This window comes from Actinomadura atramentaria DSM 43919, assembly GCF_000381885.1.
GTDB lineage: Bacteria > Actinomycetota > Actinomycetes > Streptosporangiales > Streptosporangiaceae > Spirillospora > Spirillospora atramentaria.
Genome location: NZ_KB907220.1, coordinates 143,955 through 160,597 on the forward strand (window position 1 = coordinate 143,955; position 16,643 = coordinate 160,597).

Genomic DNA, 16,643 nt, shown 5'->3' on the forward strand with positions numbered 1-16,643 from the left:
CCCCCCACAGGCGGCACGAGTGGGGGGTCGTCCCCCCACAATGAAACCCCCCGAGTTTCCCTTTGTGGTACAGCGGGCACGTTTTCGATCATCCGGTCGGGGGGCCGTTGCGCCGGGTACGGGGGAGTTCGGAACGTGCCGTCGAAGTCACCGCAGGGTCAGGGCGAGCGCCGTCGCCCGGCGCCGCCGGACCGCCGGCCGGACCGCCCGTGGCGCGCGGAGGGCGTTCCGGGCGAGGGCGGGGACCGGCCGGACGGGTCGGGCGGCGGAAAGGGCTTCCGGCCGAACCGCAACACGTTCTTCTGGGTGCTGCTGGTCGCGATCTTCGCGCTGAGCTATCTGTCGATGCACCTGACGGGCCGCCACGAGCGGGAGAGCATTCCGTACACGGCTTTCACGCAGCAGCTCGGCGCGGGCAACATCAAGGACGTCTACACCAAGGGCTACCAGATCCAGGGCGAGCTGAAGAATCCGCAGCAGATCCCCGGGCAGAACGACCGGTCGAAGACGTACCGCAGTTTCGAGACGCTGCGCCCGTCGTTCGCCAATGACAACGTGTACGGCGAGATGGTCGCCAAGGGCGTCGTGGTCGAGGCGCGGCCCGTCAACGAGGACCGCGGATTCCTGGCGAACCTTCTGCTGTCGCTGCTGCCGGTGCTGCTGTTCGTCGGCCTGTGGATCGCGGCGATCGTGTGGATTCAGCGGCGCATGTCGCGGGGCGGCGGCGCGGGCGGCCTGATGGGCGGGTTCGGCCGGTCGCCGAAGCCGGTCGCGCCGGACGAGAAGCGCGCCACGTTCGCCGACGTCGCGGGCATCGACGAGGTGCAGGAGGAACTCAGCGAGATCGTCGACTTCCTCCGCGACCCCGGCAAGTACCGGCGCATGGGCGCGCGCGTGCCGCGCGGCGTCCTGCTGACGGGCCCGCCGGGCACCGGCAAGACGCTGCTGGCGCGGGCCGTCGCGGGCGAGGCGGACGTGCCGTTCTACTCGGCGGCGGCGTCGGAGTTCATCGAGATGGTCGTCGGCGTCGGCGCGGCGCGCGTCCGGGAGCTGTTCACCGAGGCCCGCAAGACCGCGCCGTCCATCATCTTCATCGACGAGATCGACACGATCGGCCGGACGCGCGGCAGCGGCGCGTCGATGGGCGGCCACGACGAGCGCGAGCAGACGCTGAACCAGGTCCTCACCGAGATGGACGGCTTCTCCGGCTCGGAGGGCGTCGTGGTGATCGCGGCGACGAACCGGCCGGACATCCTGGACCCGGCGCTGCTGCGGCCGGGCCGCTTCGACCGGACGGTGTCGGTGTCCGCGCCGGACCTGGACGGGCGCGTGTCGATCCTGCGCGTCCACACCCGCGACGTCCCCCTCGACCCCGCGCTGGACCTCGTCGCGGTCGGCAAGATCACGCCGGGGATGACGGGCGCGGACCTGGCGAACCTCGTCAACGAGGCCGCGCTGCTGGCGGTGAAGCGCGGCAAGGACCGCGTGGACATGTACGACTTCAACACGGCGCTGGAGAAGATCCAGCTCGGCACGCGGCGGTCGCTGGTGATGCCGCCGGACGAGCGCCGCCGCACGTCCTACCACGAGTCCGGGCACGCGCTGCTGGGGATGCTGCTGCCGGGCGCCGACCCCGTCCGCAAGATCACGATCGTGCCGCACGGCCGCGCGCTCGGCGTCACCGTCTCCACCCCCGAGGGCGACCGCTACGCCTGGGACGAGACGTACCTGCGCGGCCGGATCATCGGCGCGCTCGGCGGCATGGCGGCCGAGGAGGTCGTGTTCGGCGTCGTCACGACGGGCGCGGAGTCGGACCTGGAGCAGGTCACCCGCATCGCGCGCGGCATGGTGGGCCGCTGGGGCATGTCCGACCGCGTCGGCCCGCTGTCGGTGCTCCCCGCCGAGGGCTCCGAGCCGATGGCCCAGTACGCCGCCCAGGGCACCCTGGACGTCGTGGACGAGGAGACCCGCCGCATCGTCGAGGACTGCTACGCCGAAGCCGTGAACCTTCTCCGAGGAAACCGCGACAAACTAGAATCCCTCGCCCAAACCCTTCTCGAAGAGGAGACCCTCGACGAGGAAGCCGCCTACGAGGCCGCAGGCATCCCCCGCACCGCCACCCGCCCCGACGACTGATCCCCCGCCGCGAAATCCGCGGACGATGTCGCGATCTGGGTACGCCGTGCGCATCACCTGGCGGTCGCCGTCGAGGTGACGTCGCCGTGGAAGTTCGGCGACGACGTCGACCTGCCCGCGCCCCTCGGTTTTTCGTTCGCCACCGCCGACTGGGACACCTGGGACTGATCCCGGTCAGCGGGGCGGCCGGGCTCCGACCGGGTTGGGGAACGGGATCTCGCCCGTCGCGATGACGGCCTGGGCCAGGGGCAGGAGCGCGTCGTAGAGGGCGGTCGGGTCGGGCAGGGCGCGGTAGGGGCCGGCGGCGCGGGCGTCGGTGCGGGCCTCGATCGCGTCGCGGAACGCGCGGCCCTCGGCGGTCGCGGTGCCGTCCGCGGCGAGCAGGCCGCGGTCGACCAGCGCGGCGCGCGCAGTCTCCCACTCCTCGTCGGTGTAGCCGCGCGAGTCCTTGAGCCACTGCTCCGGCGAGCCCTTCACCGCCGCCGCGAGGATGTTCGACTGCGCGCCGTCCAGCCCCTCGGCGGTGAGGATCGCGACGTGGCCGTCGCCCCGGTGCTCGCGCAGCGCGGTCACCGCCTGCCAGAGGTCCTCGACGGGGTCCTGCGGGCGCGGGAGGTCGCGGTTGGCGGCGAACAGCGCGCGGCCCGTCCCGTCCGCCGCCTCCACCGCGCGCAGCAGCGGGTCGATGGCGGACGGGACGAGCGCGTCCACCTCCGGCATCGCGCGCCGCAGCGCCGCCGCGGCCGCCGCCGAGCGGGCCGCGAGGATGTCGGCGCGGGACGCGAACGTCCACGCGTCCGGGATCGCCCGGCGGACGCGCCGTGGGTGGAACCCGTGGAACACCGCCTCGACCACGCCGGGCCCGACCTCCCCGAGCGGGCCGCCGCGCATCGCGAAGTAGCCCATCCAGTACCCGCGAAGGCCGACCTCCTTGGCCGCCGCCACCGTCTCGGGCGTGAAGTAGGACTGGATGTGGATCGGTTCGATGACGTGCCACAGCTCGCGGGCGTAAGAGTCGTCCATCCGGGCATTGTGGCCCATCCGCCGCGGACCGGTCGTCAGAGGGTGGCGGGCAGGCCGTTCCCCGCGAGGTCGAAGGCGTCGGTCGCGGACCGCAGCGCGGACAGGACCGCCGGGTGCGGGGCCGCGTACACGGTCGGGTAGGTGGTCTCGCCCGCGCCGTCCGCGGCGAAGACCAGGCGGTCGCTGTCGGCGGCGAACTCGACGTGCGCGCCGGGCGGGCCGCCGCGCGGGTCGAGCCGCACCCACCGGTCGTCGACGAGCGCCGCCGCGAGGCCGTGGACGACGAACCCGTCGTCGGCCCGGAGCCGCTGGTAGCACAGACCCGCCTGGACTCCCCCGGCGCGCAGCACCGCGACGAGCGCGTGCGCCTTGGCGTAGCAGAACCCCGTGCCCTGTTCCAGCACGTCGGACGCCTTCCACGGCACGCGCGGATCACCGACGTCGAGGCAGTGCGTCACCGCGTCGCGGACGTGCGTGAACGCCGCCGCCGCGTACGCCCGGTCGTCGCCTGTGCGCAGCGCGGACGCCAGCGCCTGGACGGCCGGGTGCTCGACGTCGATCGCCTCGTCCGCGCCGAGGTAGTCCCACGGCTCGGCGTCGAACCGGACCGTCACAGCCCGAGCAGCGACTCGATGCCGACGGTCAGCGGCTCGGGCAGGTCCGCCACGGCGCGGACGCCCAGCAGCACGCCCGGCATGAACGACTCGCGGTTCATCGAGTCGTGCCGGATGCTGAACAGTTCACCGTGCCCGCCGAGCAGCACCTCCTGGTGCGCGATGGCCCCCGACAGCCGCACCGCGTGGACGCGGACGCCGTCCACGTCCGTGCCGCGCGCGCCGTCCAGCTCCTGCTCGGTCGCGTCCGGGGACGCCGCGACGCCCTTCTCCGCCCGCGCGGCCGCGACCAGTTCGGCGGTCCGGTACGCGGTGCCGCTCGGCGCGTCCTTCTTGTTCGGGTGGTGCAGCTCGACGATCTCGACGGACTCGAAGAACGGGGCCGCGCGCCGCGCGAAGTCCATCATCAGCACCGCGCCGATCCCGAAGTTCGGGGCGATCAGCACCTTCGCGCCGGGCGTCGCGGTCTGCCAGGAGCGGACGCGGTCCAGCCGGGCCGGGTCGAACCCGCTCGTCCCGACGACGGCGTGCAGCCCCTGCTCGACGCACCACTTGAGGTTGTCCATGACCACGCCGGGGTGGGTGAAGTCCACGACGACCTCGGCGGCCTTCAGCGCGTCGAGCGGTTCGCCGTCGTCGACGGCGGCGACCAGCTCCAGGTCGTCCGCGCCCTCGACCGCCCGGCAGACCTCGGCGCCCATCCGACCGCGCGCGCCCAGCACCCCGACCTTGACCACGTTCTCCTCCTCGGTGCGACCGGGGACGAGCCTACCGGCCCGCTTCCCGCCCGGCCGCGCCCGGCCGGTCCTCGGCGACGAGCAGGTTCAGCAGCCAGCTCACCACGCCGACGATGATCGCCCCCCAGAACGCGGGCCAGAACCAGCGGACGTGGAACGGCAGGTCCAGCCCGCCCGCGATGGCGCTCGTCAGCATCAGCAGCGCCGCGTTGACGACCAGCGCGATCAGCCCCAGCGTCAGCACGTAGAACGCGCAGCCGAGCACCTTGATGACGGGTTTCAGCACGCCGTTGACGACACCGAAGATCACCGCCACGACGAGCAGCGTCAGCGCCCGCTTCCACCACGTGTCCGCCGTCACGTCCACCCCGGACACGACGGCGGTCGCGGCCCACAGCGCGAGCGCCGAGACGACGACGCGGATCAACAACCTCATGCGGCGGCCCCTACCCGGCGGCCGCCCCGGATAACAGGCGAGGTCAGAGGGTGAAATCGCGGTCCTCGAACGGCCCGATGACGGTCAGCGCGGCCGGGCGGGTCAGCACCTCGCGGCCCACCTCGCGGACGTCGTCCAGCGTGACGGCGTCGATGCGGGCCAGCAGCTCGTCCACCGGCAGCAGCGACTCGTACACCAGCTCGCTCTTGCCGATGCGGCTCATCCGCGACCCGCTGTCCTCCAGGCCGAGGACCATCGCGCCGCGGAGCTGGCCCTTGCCGCGCTCCAGCTCCTCCTCGTCCAGCGAGGTCTCGGCGGCGCGGGCGACCTCGTCGCGGCAGATCGACAGGACCTCGTCGGCCTTGCCGGGCTGGCAGCCCGCGTACACGCCGAACACGCCGGTGTCGGCGTACTGGGCGGTGTAGCTGTAGACGGAGTAGGCCAGGCCGCGCTTCTCGCGGATCTCCTGGAACAGCCGCGACGACATGCCGCCGCCGAGCGCCGCGTTCAGCACGCCGAGCGCGAACCGGCGGTCGTCGGTGCGCGACAGGCCCAGCCCGCCGAGCACGATGTGCGCCTGCTCGGTGTCCTTGTCCACGACGCGGACGGTCGGCGCGGCCGCGATCTCCGGGCCGCCGACGCGCGGCGGCGCGGGCCGGTCCCCCGCGCGCAGCGGCAGCTCCGCCGTCGCCGCCTCCACCAGCCGCACGACGGCCTCGTGGTCGACGTTCCCGGCCGCCGCGACGACCAGGTTCGGCGCCACGTAGTGCCGCCGGTAGTAGTCGTGGATGCGGTCCCGCGACAGCGCGTTGATCGAGTCGACGGTGCCGAGGATCGGCCGCCCGATCGGCACGTCCCCGAACAGCGCCGTGGAGAACTCGTCGTGGATGAGGTCGCCGGGGTCGTCGTCGCGCATGTGGATCTCTTCGAGGATGACGTTGCGCTCGGCCTCGACGTCCTCGGGGCGGTTCAGCGACGCCGCGACCATGTCGCTGACGACGTCCACGGCGATCGGCAGGTCCGCGTCCAGGACCCGCGCGTAGTAGCAGGTGTACTCCTTGGCGGTGAACGCGTTGAGGTCGCCGCCGACCGCGTCGAGCGCCGCGGAGATCTCCAGCGCCGACCGGCGCGGCGTGCCCTTGAACAGCACGTGCTCCAGGTAGTGGCTGGCGCCCGCGTCCTCGGGGGACTCGTCGCGCGAGCCGACGCCCGCCCAGATCCCGAACGACGCCGAGCGCATCGACGGGATCGACTCGGTGACGATCCGCAGCCCGCCGGGCAGCACGGTGCGCCGGACCGCGCCGGACCCGTCCTCCCCGGCCTGCAGCGTCACGGTGGTGCCGGGCTCCTGCGCCCGCGCGGACTGGGTCACGTCGCTCTCGCAATCTGGTCGGTCGACGGCGGAAAACGGAGAAAAGCCGCCGACCGGCCCATCCTCTCGGACGGACCGGTCGGCGTCACGCGAACTGCCGCGCGGTCAGGAGTTGCGCTGGCCGCCGTCGTCGGACGGACGGCGGGTCCGCCGGCGGCGCGGCGCCCGGTCGCCGGACTCCCCGGCGGCCTCGGCCGGAGCGGCGTCGGCGTCGCCGCCGCCCTGCTCCTCCTTGCCCGCGGCCTCCCGCTCGACGACCTCGACCGGCACCAGCGACAGCTTGCCGCGCTGGTCGATCTCGGTGACCTCGACCTGGATCTTCTCGCCGACCTTGATGACGTCCTCGACGTTGTCGATCCGCGCGCCGCCGTGCAGCTTGCGGAGCTGCGACACGTGCAGCAGGCCGTCCTTGCCGGGCAGCAGCGACACGAACGCGCCGAACGTCGCGATCTTCACGACCGTGCCGAGGAACCGCTCCCCGACCTCCGGCATGTGCGGGTTGGCGATGGCGTTGATCGCCTGCCGCGCCGCCTCGGCGGACGGGCCGTCGGTCGCGCCGACGTAGATCGTGCCGTCGTCCTCGATCGAGATGTCCGCGCCGGTGTCGTCCTGGATCGAGTTGATCATCTTGCCCTTCGGGCCGATGACCTCGCCGATCTTGTCGACCGGGACCTTGATCGTGATGATGCGCGGCGCGAACGGGCTCATCTCCGCCGGGGCCTCGATGGCCTCGTTCATCACGTCGAGGATCGCCAGCCGCGCGCCCTTGGCCTGCCGCAGCGCCGCCGCCAGCACCGAGGCGGGGATGCCGTCGAGCTTGGTGTCGAGCTGCAGCGCCGTGATGACGTCGCGGGTGCCGGCGACCTTGAAGTCCATGTCGCCGAACGCGTCCTCGGCGCCGAGGATGTCGGTCAGGGTGACGTACTCGCCGCCCTCGTGGATCAGGCCCATCGCGATGCCCGCGACCATCTGCTTCAGCGGCACGCCCGCGTCCAGCAGCGACATCGTGGACGCGCAGACCGAGCCCATCGACGTGGAGCCGTTGGACCCCAGCGCCTCCGACACCTGCCGGATCGCGTACGGGAACTCCTCGCGCGTCGGCAGCACCGGGATCAGGGCGCGCTCGGCGAGCGCGCCGTGCCCGATCTCCCGCCGCTTGGGCGAGCCCACGCGGCCGGTCTCCCCGGTGGAGTACGGCGGGAAGTTGTAGTTGTGCATGTAGCGCTTGGTCTTGTCCGGGTTGAGCGTGTCGATCGTCTGCTCCATGCGGAGCATGTTCAGCGTGGTCACGCCGAGGATCTGGGTCTCGCCCCGCTCGAAGATCGCCGAACCGTGGACGCGCGGCAGCACGTGCGCCTCGGCGGTGAGCTGCCGGATGTCCTTCACGCCGCGGCCGTCGATGCGCAGCCCGTCGCGGACGACGCGCTCGCGGACGAGCTTCTTGGTGACGGCGCGGAACGCGGCGGAGATCTCCTTCTCGCGGCCCTCGAAGTCGCCCGCCAGGCGCTCGACCGCGCCCGCCTTGAGCTCGTCGAGCCGGGACTCGCGCTCCTGCTTGCCCGCGATCGTCAGCGCCTCGGCGAGGTCCTTGCCGACGGCGGCGGTGACGGCCTCCAGCACGTCGTCCTGGTAGTCCAGGAAGACGGGGTACTCGGCGGTGTCCTTGGCGGCCTCGGCGGCCAGCGCGCTCTGCGCCTCGCACAGCGCCTTGATGAACGGCTTGGCGGCCTCCAGGCCGTCCGCCACGGCCTCCTCGGTCGGGGCGGCGGCGCCCTCGCCGACGAGCCGCAGCGTGTCCTTGGTGGACTCCGCCTCGACCATCATGATCGCGACGTCGCCGTCGCCGACGACACGGCCCGCGACGACCATGTCGAACGTCGCGCGCTCCAGCTCGGGGTGCGTCGGGAACCCGACCCACGTGCCGTCGATCAGCGCGACGCGGACGCCGCCGATCGGGCCGGAGAACGGCAGGCCCGCGAGCTGCGTCGACATCGACGCGGCGTTGATCGCGACCACGTCGTACAGGTGGTCGGGGTGCAGCGCCATGATCGTGCCGACGATCTGGATCTCGTTGCGCAGGCCCTTGACGAACGACGGGCGCAGCGGCCGGTCGATCAGCCGGCAGGTGAGGATCGCGTCCTCGGAGGGACGGCCCTCGCGGCGGAAGAACGAGCCGGGGATGCGCCCGGCGGCGTACATCCGCTCCTCGATGTCGACGGTGAGCGGGAAGAAGTCGAGGTTGTCCTTCGGCTTCTTCGACGCGGTGGTGGCCGACAGCACCATCGTCTCGTCGTCGAGGTAGGCGACGGCCGAACCGGCCGCCTGGCGGGCCAGCCGGCCCGTCTCGAAGCGGATCGTGCGGGTTCCGAACGAACCGTTGTCGATCACGGCCTCGGTGCTCAGTGCGCCGTCGATGCGCGGAGCTTCTGTCACGGAAGACCTCCATCTTTCCGGATAGGGTCCCCGCGGCCGTTGCCCGTGGCTTTCACGCAGTGCCGGTCTTCGATCGAAGCACCCGGTTCCACAGGCTCCGGACGCCACTACCGAGGACCGGCCGCACCAACGGTGTCCGCGGGGGCTGGTCGTTTCACTTGTCCGCCCGCGCCGCTCGTGAAACCGGCCGGACGGCGAACTCCCGCCCGGCCGCCGTCAGGGGGCCGGGCACAGAGAGAGGGGAGCGGCCCGGCGGGCCGCCCCCCTCACCGCGTCAGCGGCGCAGGCCGAGTCGCTCGATCAGCGCGCGGTAGCGGTTGATGTCCTTGTTGGACAGGTACTTGAGGAGCCGGCGACGACGGCCGACCAGCAGCAGCAGGCCGCGGCGGCTGTGGTGGTCGTGCTTGTGCTCCTTGAGGTGCTCGGTCAGATCGTTGATCCGCCGGGTGAGCAGCGCGACCTGGACTTCCGGGGAGCCGGTGTCACCCTCAGTGGTCGCGTACTCGGAGATGATCTTGTTCTTCGTGGCGGTGTCGAGCGACACGTGGCTCCTTCGATGGGATCGTCACCCGCAGATCGCGGCCCGCTCGGCAGGCGCGTCCGCATGGTGCGTTGGGGAACGGACGGGCCGCATGAGGGTGCAGCCCATCGCAGCCGGGCCCTTGCCCGGTGACTATCCACCGTATCACGCCCCCGAAGCCCGCCGGACTCGGAGCAGCACGGACCGTGATCGGCCGCCGGACGCCCGTCAGGCGGTCAGCTCGCGGGCGCGGGCCACGTCCCGGTTCATCTCCGCGACGAGCGCGTCGACCGAGTCGAACTTGAGCGTGTCGCGGATGCGGTCGAGGAAGTCCACGGCGGTGTGCTCGCCGTAGAGGTCCAGGTCGTCACGGTCCAGCGCGTACGCCTCGACCGTCCGCTCCCCCTGACCCTCGAACGTCGGGTTGGTGCCGATCGAGATCGCGGCGGGCCAGCGGCAGGCCGGGTAGCGCTCGGAGTCGCAGACGAGCCAGCCCGCGTACACGCCGTCCGCCGGGATCGCGGTGTTCGGGGCCGTCTCCAGGTTCGCGGTCGGGAAGCCCAGCGCCCGGCCGCGCTGGTGGCCGCGCACCACGACGCCCTCGACGCGGTGCGGGCGGCCCAGCGCCGCCGCCGCGCCCGCGACGTCGCCCGCGTCGAGCCGCGCGCGGATGAACGTCGAGGAGATCGTGTCGCCGTCGGCGACCAGCGGCACGCCCTCGGCGGTGAAGTCGTACTTGGCGCCCAGCTCCTTGAGCAGCGGGACGTCGCCCTTGGCCTTGTGCCCGAACCGGAAGTCCTCGCCGACGATGACGTGCGCGGCGTGCAGCCGGTCCACCAGGACGGACTGGACGAACTCGTCCGGCGGGACCTGCGACAGCCGGTGCGTGAACGGCACGACGACGACCGCGTCGGTGCCCAGCCCCTCCAGCAGCTCGATGCGCCGCGCCGTCGAGGCCAGGATCGGCGGGTGCGTGCCCGGCCGGACCACCTCGTCGGGGTGCGGGTCGAAGGTGATCACGACGGACTTGAGCCCGCGCCGCCGCGCCTCGTCGGCCGCGCTGCGGACGATCCGCTGGTGGCCGCGGTGAACGCCGTCGAACACCCCGATGGTGACGACCGACCTGCCCCAGTCGGCGGGAACCTCTTCGAGGCCGTGCCAGCGCCGCACCATGCTCTCCCTGCGTCGGACTGCTGCCGTGTGTGTCGTCTTCCAGACTGCCATGCGCGCGGCGGCGGGCGTTCCCGAGGGGTCGGCCGCCGCACCGGCACCGCGCGCCGGAGTCTACTCGCCGGTAGCGCGGGGTCCGGGGTCAGCCCGCGAAGACCGCGAGCGGCTTGGCGCCCCGGCCCTGCTCCTCGACGAGCGCCAGCAGCGCGCCGTCCGGCCCGAAGACGCCGACCGGGCCAGGGCCCAGGCCGAGCGCGGGCAGCCGCCCGCCGTGGACGACCTTGCGGGCGTCCTCCTCGGTGACGTCCCGGCGCGGGAACGCCGCCGCGACCGCGTCCGCGATCGGCAGGACGGCCAGGTCCTCGGCGAGCTGTTCCAGCGTGCGCGCCAGATCCAGCCCGTAGGGGCCGACGCGGGTGCGGCGCAGCGCGGTCAGATGGCCGCCGCAGCCGAGGGACGCGCCGAGGTCGCGGGCGAGCGCGCGGATGTAGGTGCCCGACGAGCAGGTGATCGAGGCGTCCACGTCGACGACGTCGCCGTCGCGGCGGACGCCGGTCACCGTGAACTCCGCCACGGTCACCGGACGGGCCTTCAGCGCGACGTCCTCCCCCGCCCGCGCCCGCTTGTACGCGCGCTGACCGTCCACCTTGATGGCGCTGACCTGCGGCGGGATCTGCTCGATGCGGCCGGTCAGCGCCGCGACGCCCGCCGCCAGCGCCGCGTCGGAGACGTCCGCCGCCGACGCCGTCGCGGTGATCTCGCCCTCGGCGTCGTCGGTGTTCGTGGACGCGCCGAGCCGGATCGTCGCGTCGTAGCCCTTCTCGGTCAGCGCGAGGTGGCCGAGCAGCCGGGTCGCCTTCCCCACGCCGACGACGAGCACGCCCGTCGCCATCGGGTCGAGCGTGCCCGCGTGCCCCACCCGGCGCGTCCGCGCCAGCCGCCGGACCCGCGCGACGACGTCGTGGGAGGTCCAGCCGCCGGGCTTGTCGACGACGACGAGTCCGGAGGGGGCGGTGTCGGACGAGGTCACGGGGCGTTCTCCGCGGGGTCGGTGTCGGGGTCGGGCCGCAGCGCGGCCCGCAACTGGTCGACGAGCTCCTCGGGCTCGCCGCAGGCGGTGTAGGCGGCGGCGTCGCGGTGCCCGCCGCCGCCGAGGCGCGAGCAGGCGCGGCCGACGTCCACCCGGCCCTTGGACCGGGTCGAGACGTACCAGGCGCCCGCGTCGTCCTCCTTGAGCACGACGGCGACCTCGGCCTCGTCGGTGCGGCGGAGCTGGTCGATGACGCCTTCGAGCTGGTCGTAGGGCACGCCCGGGGCCTCCCGGTCCGCCTGGCCGATCGTCGTCCAGACCAGGCCGAGGCCGCCCGCCGCGTCCCGCTCCAGCCGGGCCCGCGTCAGCGCGCCCGCCAGGACCTGGAGGTAGCCGAACGGCGCGCGGTCCCACAGCTCGCGGCTGACCGCCTCCGGCCGGACCCCGACCGCCAGCAGCCGGCCCGCCAGGTCGTGGACCTGCGGCGTCGTGCAGGGGTACTTGAACGAGCCGGTGTCGCTGGCCAGGCCCGCGTACAGGCCCTCCGCGACGGACGGGGTGAGCGGCGCGCCGAGGCGGCGGATCAGCTCGTCCACCAGCACGGCCGTCGCCGCCGCGCCCGGATCGACCAGCCGGACGGTGCCGAAACCGGTGCCCGTCGCGTGGTGGTCCACCACGATCAGCTCGGCGGCCGACCGCGCGACGCCCGCCAGCGAGCCGAGCCGCTCCGGCCCCGCCGAGTCCAGCGCGATCATCAGCGCCGGGGCGGCCGGGACGTCGGCGGGCGCGCGCAGCAGCTCTTGGCCGGGCAGGAACCGCAGGCTGTGCGGGACGGTGAACGGCTCCCCGAACGACGCGACGCAGCGCTTGCCGAGCCCGCGCAGCGTCTGCGCGAGCGCGAGCATCGAGCCGAGCGCGTCGCCGTCCGGGACGACGTGGCAGGCCAGGACGATCTCGTCGGCGGCGCGGACCAGCCGGACCGCGCCGCCCCAGTCCAGGCCCGGACGGCGGGAGCCGTCCGGCGCGGGCGGCCGGGGGCCGGCGGCCGGGGCCGCGGCCCGGACCGCCGTGCAGCCCGGCCTCGTCCGGCGCATCAGGACCGGCGTCCCGCGGGGCCGTCCGCGGCGTCCCCGCCATCGTCGTCGTCGGACTCCTCGTCCTCGACGTCGTCGTCCACCCGGTAGGGGTTCGCGTCGCCCGCGGGCCGCGCGCCGCGCGCCGCCGCGGCGACCTCGGCGTCCCGGGCGCGGGCCTGCGCGAGCAGGTCGTCGATGTGCGCGGCGTTCTCCATCACCGCGTCGAGCACGAACGTGATGCTCGGCGTGTGGCGGACCCCGGTCCGCCTGCCGACCTCGCTGCGGATGACGCCCTTCGCGCTCTCCAGCGCCGCCGCCGAGTCCGCGCGCTCGGCCTCCGACCCGTACACGGTGTAGAAGACCGTGGCGTCGCGCAGGTCGTTGGTGATCCGCGCGTCGGTGACGGTCACGAAGCCGAGCCGCGGGTCCTTGATCCGCCGCTCCAGCATCTCGGCGACGATCTGCTGGATGCGGTCGGCGAGCTTGCGCGCCCGCGCTGCGTCCACCATGATCGCACTCCTTCTCTCGGGTCTGGCGAGGACCTAGTCCTCGTCGCTGTAGAGCCGCCGCCGGGCCGACAGCAGCTCGATCTCGGGACGGCCCGCGACCATCCGCTCGCACCGGTCGAGCACGTCGGTGCAGTTGGCGGCCGTGGCGGAGACCACCGCGATCCCGATCTCCGCCCGCCGGTGCAAATCGTTGTCGCCGGTCTCGGCGACCGCCACGCCCGGGAAGTGCCTGCGCACCTCCGCGATGACGGGCCGGATCACCGCCCGCTTCTGTTTCAGCGACCGCACGTCGCCGAGCAGCAGGTCGATGGTCAGCGCACCCACGTACACCTGGCGGATCACCTCGGGATTCTTCTCTCGTCTGGTCGAACGACGGCGGGGACGCCGCCTGTTCCCGCGCCCCCGCGCGGGCCGCGCCCCGGCCCCGGCATGACGGACGCCAGGCCGTTTCGGGCCTGGCGTCCGCACGCCGGCGTTCCGGCGGGCGGGGCGGCCCCGTGCGGGACCGCCCCGGTCGTGCCTCAGGCGCGGGGCTTCTCCCGCATCTCGTAGCACTCGATGACATCGCCGAGCTTGATGTCGTTGAAGCCGACGCCGATACCGCACTCGAAGCCCTCGCGGACCTCGGTGGCGTCCTCCTTGAAGCGGCGCAGCGAGGACACCGTGAGGTTGTCCGACACCACGACCCCGTCGCGGACCAGGCGCGCCTTGGCGTTGCGCTGGATGACGCCCGAGGTGACCATCGAACCGGCGACGTTCCCGATCCGCGGCACCTTGAAGATCTCGCGGATCTCCGCCGTGCCGAGCTGGGCCTCCTCGAACTCCGGCTTCAGCATGCCCTTGAGGGCCGCCTCGACCTCCTCGATCGCCTGGTAGATGACCGAGTAGAACCGGATGTCGACGCCCTCGCGGTCCGCCAGCTCCTGCGCGTTGCGCTCCGGCCGGACGTTGAAGCCGATGATGACCGCGCCCTCGGACGCCAGCGACAGGTTGACGTCGTCCTGCGTGATCGCGCCGACGCCGCGGCGGATGACGCGCAGGCTGACCTCGTCGCCCACGTCGATCTTGAGCAGCGAGTCCTCCAGGGCCTCCACCGAACCGGAGACGTCGCCCTTGAGGATGAGCAGCAGCTCGTCCCGCTCGCCGCGCTCCAGGTCCTTGAACAGCTCCTCCAGCGAGCTGCTCTTGCGGCTGCGGAGCAGTTCGGCGTTGCGCTTGCGCGCCGTCCGCTTGTCGGCGATCTGGCGGGCCACCCGGTCGTCGTCGACGACCAGGAAGTTGTCGCCCGCGCCGGGCACGGCCGTCAGGCCGAGGACCATCACCGGACGCGACGGCCCGGCCTCCTCGACGCTGTTGCCGTTCTCGTCCAGCATCGCCCGGACGCGGCCGTGGGCCACGCCGCAGACGATCGAGTCGCCGACCCGCAGCGTGCCGCGCTGCACCAGCACCGTCGCCACCGCGCCCCGACCCTTGTCCAGGTGCGCCTCGATGGCGGAGCCCTGGGCGGGCATGTCGGGGTTGGCGCGCAGCTCCAGCGCCGCGTCCGCGGTCAGGACGATCGACTCCAGCAGCCCGTCGATGTTGACGCCCTCGCGGGCGGACACGTCGACGAACTGGGTGTCGCCGCCGTACTCCTCGGCGACCAGCCCGTACTCGGTGAGCTGGGCCCGCACGCGCTGCGGGTCCGCGCCCTCCTTGTCGATCTTGTTGACCGCGACGACGATCGGCACGCCGGCCGCCGTGGCGTGGTCGATCGCCTCGGTGGTCTGCGGCTTGACGCCGTCGTCGGCGGCGACCACCAGCACCACCAGGTCGGTGGTGTCGGCGCCGCGGGCGCGCATGGCGGTGAACGCCTCGTGGCCCGGGGTGTCGATGAAGGTGATCTTGCGGTCCTCGCCGTCGACCACGGTCTCGACCTGGTACGCGCCGATGTGCTGGGTGATGCCGCCGGCCTCGCCCGCGACCACGTTGGCGTTGCGGATGGCGTCCAGCAGGCGCGTCTTGCCGTGGTCGACGTGGCCCATGACGGTCACGACCGGCGGACGCGGCTGCAGGTTCTCCTCGCCGCCCTCGTCCTCGCCGTACTCGATGTCGAAGGACTCCAGCAGCGCGCGGTCCTCGTCCTCGGGGCTGACGACCTGGATGTCGAAGTCCAGCTCGACGCCGAGGAGCTGCAGGTCGTCGGTGTCGACGGACTGCGTCGCGGTGACCATCTTGCCGAGGTGCATCATGATCGCCACGAGCGACGCCGGGTTGGCGCCGATCCGCTCGGCGAAGTCGGTCAGCGTCGCGCCCTGCGGCAGCCGGATCGACTTGCCGTTGCCGCGCGGCGCCTGGATGCCGCCCGCGGCGGGCGCCTGCATGTTGTCGAACTCTTGACGCCGCTGCTTCTTGGACTTGCGGCCGCGCGTCGGGCGTCCGCCGGGACGGCCGAAGGCGCCCTGCGTGCCGCCGCGGCCGCGACCGCCGCCGCCGGGACGGGGGCCGAAGCCGCCGGGACGACCGCCGCCGCCCGCACCCGCGCGGGGCGCGCCGAAGCCGCCGCCACCGCCGGGACGGCCGCCGCCGCCCGGACCGCGACCGCCGCCGCCCGGCCGGCCACCGCCGCCGGGACGGCCGCCACCGCCGCCGGGACCGCCGCGCCCGGGGGCGCCCGCGGGCCGCGAGGACGGCATGTTCATCGGGCTGGGCCGGGGGCCGCCCGCCGGACGCGGCGGCATGCCGCCGGGGCTGGGCCGGGGCCCGCCGGGACGGGGACCGCCCGCGCCGGGACCGCCGGGACCGCGACCGCCCGCGGGACGCGGGCCGCCGGGCGCGCCGGCGCCGCCGCCGGCCGGGCCGGGGCGCGGACCCGGCCGCGGGCCGGGCTTGGGCGCCTGGCCCATGCCGGTGTTGGTGGAGCTGAAGGGGTTGTTGCCCGGACGCGGGGCGCCGCGGCCGCCGCGGTCGCCGCGGTCGCCGCCCTGCCGGGGGGCGGGCCGCGGGCCGGGCTTCGGCGTGCGCGGGCCGGGCTTGGGGCCGCCGGGCTGGCCGCCCTGCGGAGCACCCTGCGGGGCGCCCTGCCGGGACGGCGCGGCCGGACCGGCCGGACCGGCCGCCGCCGCGGGGCTCGCCGGCATGCCGGGAGCGGGCGGGACGGGACCGGGCGCGGGACGCGGGCCCGGCTTGGGGCCGCCGGGACCGGGCTTGGGCGCGCCGGTGCCGGTGCCCGAACCCGTGTCGGAGCCCGCGCTCGGGCCGCCGGCGGGACGGGGCGCCGGCTTGGGCGGCGCGGGACGCGCGCCGTCCGCCGCGGGCGGACCCGGACGCGGCGCGGCCGGGCGCGGACCCTGGGGCCGCTTCCCGGCGGACTTGCCCCCGGACTTCCCGGAGGTGTTGAAGGCTTCTTCCAGTCTGCGGACGACCGGCGCCTCGATCGTGGAGGACGCCGACCGGACGAACTCGCCCATCTCCTGGAGCTTGGCCATGACGGCCTTGCTCTCGACGCCGAACTCCTTGGCGAGCTCGTATACCCGGACCTTGGCCACTGCACTCCCTACTGGTCCGGGGGGTGGGGCCACCGGACCGTCGTTACCTTGCGATGCTCA

14 protein-coding genes are annotated in these 16,643 nt (G+C 73.8%); 1 reads left to right on the forward strand and 13 read right to left on the reverse strand.

What is annotated here, in order from left to right:
- Positions 1 to 135: 135 nt before the first annotated feature.
- A complete protein-coding gene (gene ftsH, locus G339_RS0126115; protein ID WP_019634020.1) occupies positions 136 to 2,136 on the forward strand; it encodes an ATP-dependent zinc metalloprotease FtsH in 2,001 nt (666 codons plus the stop codon).
- Between the two features lie 174 nt (positions 2,137 to 2,310).
- Here ftsH and G339_RS0126125 read toward each other — a convergent pair whose 3' ends face one another.
- From G339_RS0126125 to infB, 13 genes are all read right to left on the reverse strand, one after another.
- A complete protein-coding gene (locus G339_RS0126125) occupies positions 2,311 to 3,159 on the reverse strand; it encodes an SCO6745 family protein (RefSeq protein ID WP_019634022.1) in 849 nt (282 codons plus the stop codon).
- A gap of 35 nt (positions 3,160 to 3,194) precedes the next feature.
- Positions 3,195 to 3,773 carry a transglutaminase-like domain-containing protein gene (locus G339_RS0126130; RefSeq protein ID WP_019634023.1) on the reverse strand — a complete coding sequence of 193 codons (579 nt, stop codon included), beginning with the start codon at positions 3,771 to 3,773 and terminating at the stop codon, positions 3,195 to 3,197.
- Positions 3,770 to 4,510 carry a 4-hydroxy-tetrahydrodipicolinate reductase gene (gene dapB / locus G339_RS0126135; protein WP_019634024.1) on the reverse strand — a complete coding sequence of 247 codons (741 nt, stop codon included), beginning with the start codon at positions 4,508 to 4,510 and terminating at the stop codon, positions 3,770 to 3,772. Before dapB ends, G339_RS0126130 begins: the two co-directional genes overlap by 4 nt.
- 31 nt (positions 4,511 to 4,541) lie before the next feature.
- Positions 4,542 to 4,946, reverse strand: coding sequence for a phage holin family protein (locus G339_RS0126140; RefSeq protein ID WP_026341789.1), 405 nt, complete (start codon positions 4,944 to 4,946; stop codon positions 4,542 to 4,544).
- A 43-nt stretch (positions 4,947 to 4,989) separates the two neighbouring features.
- Positions 4,990 to 6,318 (reverse strand): M16 family metallopeptidase, encoded by a 1,329-nt coding sequence (locus G339_RS0126145; protein WP_019634026.1) that lies wholly within the window; start codon positions 6,316 to 6,318, stop codon positions 4,990 to 4,992.
- 105 nt (positions 6,319 to 6,423) lie between these two features.
- Complete coding sequence (locus G339_RS0126150; RefSeq protein ID WP_019634027.1) at positions 6,424 to 8,751, reverse strand: polyribonucleotide nucleotidyltransferase; 2,328 nt, start codon at positions 8,749 to 8,751, stop codon at positions 6,424 to 6,426.
- A 274-nt stretch (positions 8,752 to 9,025) separates the two neighbouring features.
- On the reverse strand, positions 9,026 to 9,295 hold the full coding sequence (gene rpsO / locus G339_RS0126155; protein ID WP_019634028.1) for a 30S ribosomal protein S15: 270 nt from the start codon (positions 9,293 to 9,295) through the stop codon (positions 9,026 to 9,028).
- Between the two features lie 204 nt (positions 9,296 to 9,499).
- Positions 9,500 to 10,441 carry a bifunctional riboflavin kinase/FAD synthetase gene (locus tag G339_RS0126160; RefSeq protein WP_026341790.1) on the reverse strand — a complete coding sequence of 314 codons (942 nt, stop codon included), beginning with the start codon at positions 10,439 to 10,441 and terminating at the stop codon, positions 9,500 to 9,502.
- Positions 10,442 to 10,583: 142 nt separating this feature from the next.
- Positions 10,584 to 11,471, reverse strand: a complete 888-nt coding sequence (gene truB / locus G339_RS0126165) for a tRNA pseudouridine(55) synthase TruB (RefSeq protein WP_019634030.1) — start codon at positions 11,469 to 11,471, stop codon at positions 10,584 to 10,586.
- The gene (locus G339_RS0126170) at positions 11,468 to 12,565 is read right to left on the reverse strand and encodes a DHH family phosphoesterase (protein WP_019634031.1); all 1,098 of its coding nucleotides are present in this window, start codon (positions 12,563 to 12,565) and stop codon (positions 11,468 to 11,470) included. The genes truB and G339_RS0126170 overlap by 4 nt, the downstream gene beginning before the upstream one ends.
- The gene (rbfA, locus tag G339_RS0126175) at positions 12,565 to 13,056 is read right to left on the reverse strand and encodes a 30S ribosome-binding factor RbfA (RefSeq protein ID WP_019634032.1); all 492 of its coding nucleotides are present in this window, start codon (positions 13,054 to 13,056) and stop codon (positions 12,565 to 12,567) included. The genes G339_RS0126170 and rbfA overlap by 1 nt, the downstream gene beginning before the upstream one ends.
- Positions 13,057 to 13,089: 33 nt before the next feature.
- Positions 13,090 to 13,398 (reverse strand): DUF503 domain-containing protein, encoded by a 309-nt coding sequence (locus G339_RS0126180; RefSeq protein ID WP_019634033.1) that lies wholly within the window; start codon positions 13,396 to 13,398, stop codon positions 13,090 to 13,092.
- A gap of 179 nt (positions 13,399 to 13,577) precedes the next feature.
- Positions 13,578 to 16,583, reverse strand: coding sequence for a translation initiation factor IF-2 (infB, locus tag G339_RS0126185; RefSeq protein ID WP_019634034.1), 3,006 nt, complete (start codon positions 16,581 to 16,583; stop codon positions 13,578 to 13,580).
- Positions 16,584 to 16,643: the final 60 nt, after the last annotated feature.

Coding starts and splice junctions, on each gene's coding strand:
- G339_RS0126140 (WP_026341789.1), bottom strand. CDS start 4,946: ATGAGGTTGTTGATCCGCGTCGTCGTCTCGGCGCTCGCGCTGTGGGCC.
- G339_RS0126170 (WP_019634031.1), bottom strand. CDS start 12,565: ATGCGCCGGACGAGGCCGGGCTGCACGGCGGTCCGGGCCGCGGCCCCG.
- rbfA (WP_019634032.1), bottom strand. CDS start 13,056: ATGGTGGACGCAGCGCGGGCGCGCAAGCTCGCCGACCGCATCCAGCAG.
- G339_RS0126125 (WP_019634022.1), bottom strand. CDS start 3,159: ATGGACGACTCTTACGCCCGCGAGCTGTGGCACGTCATCGAACCGATC.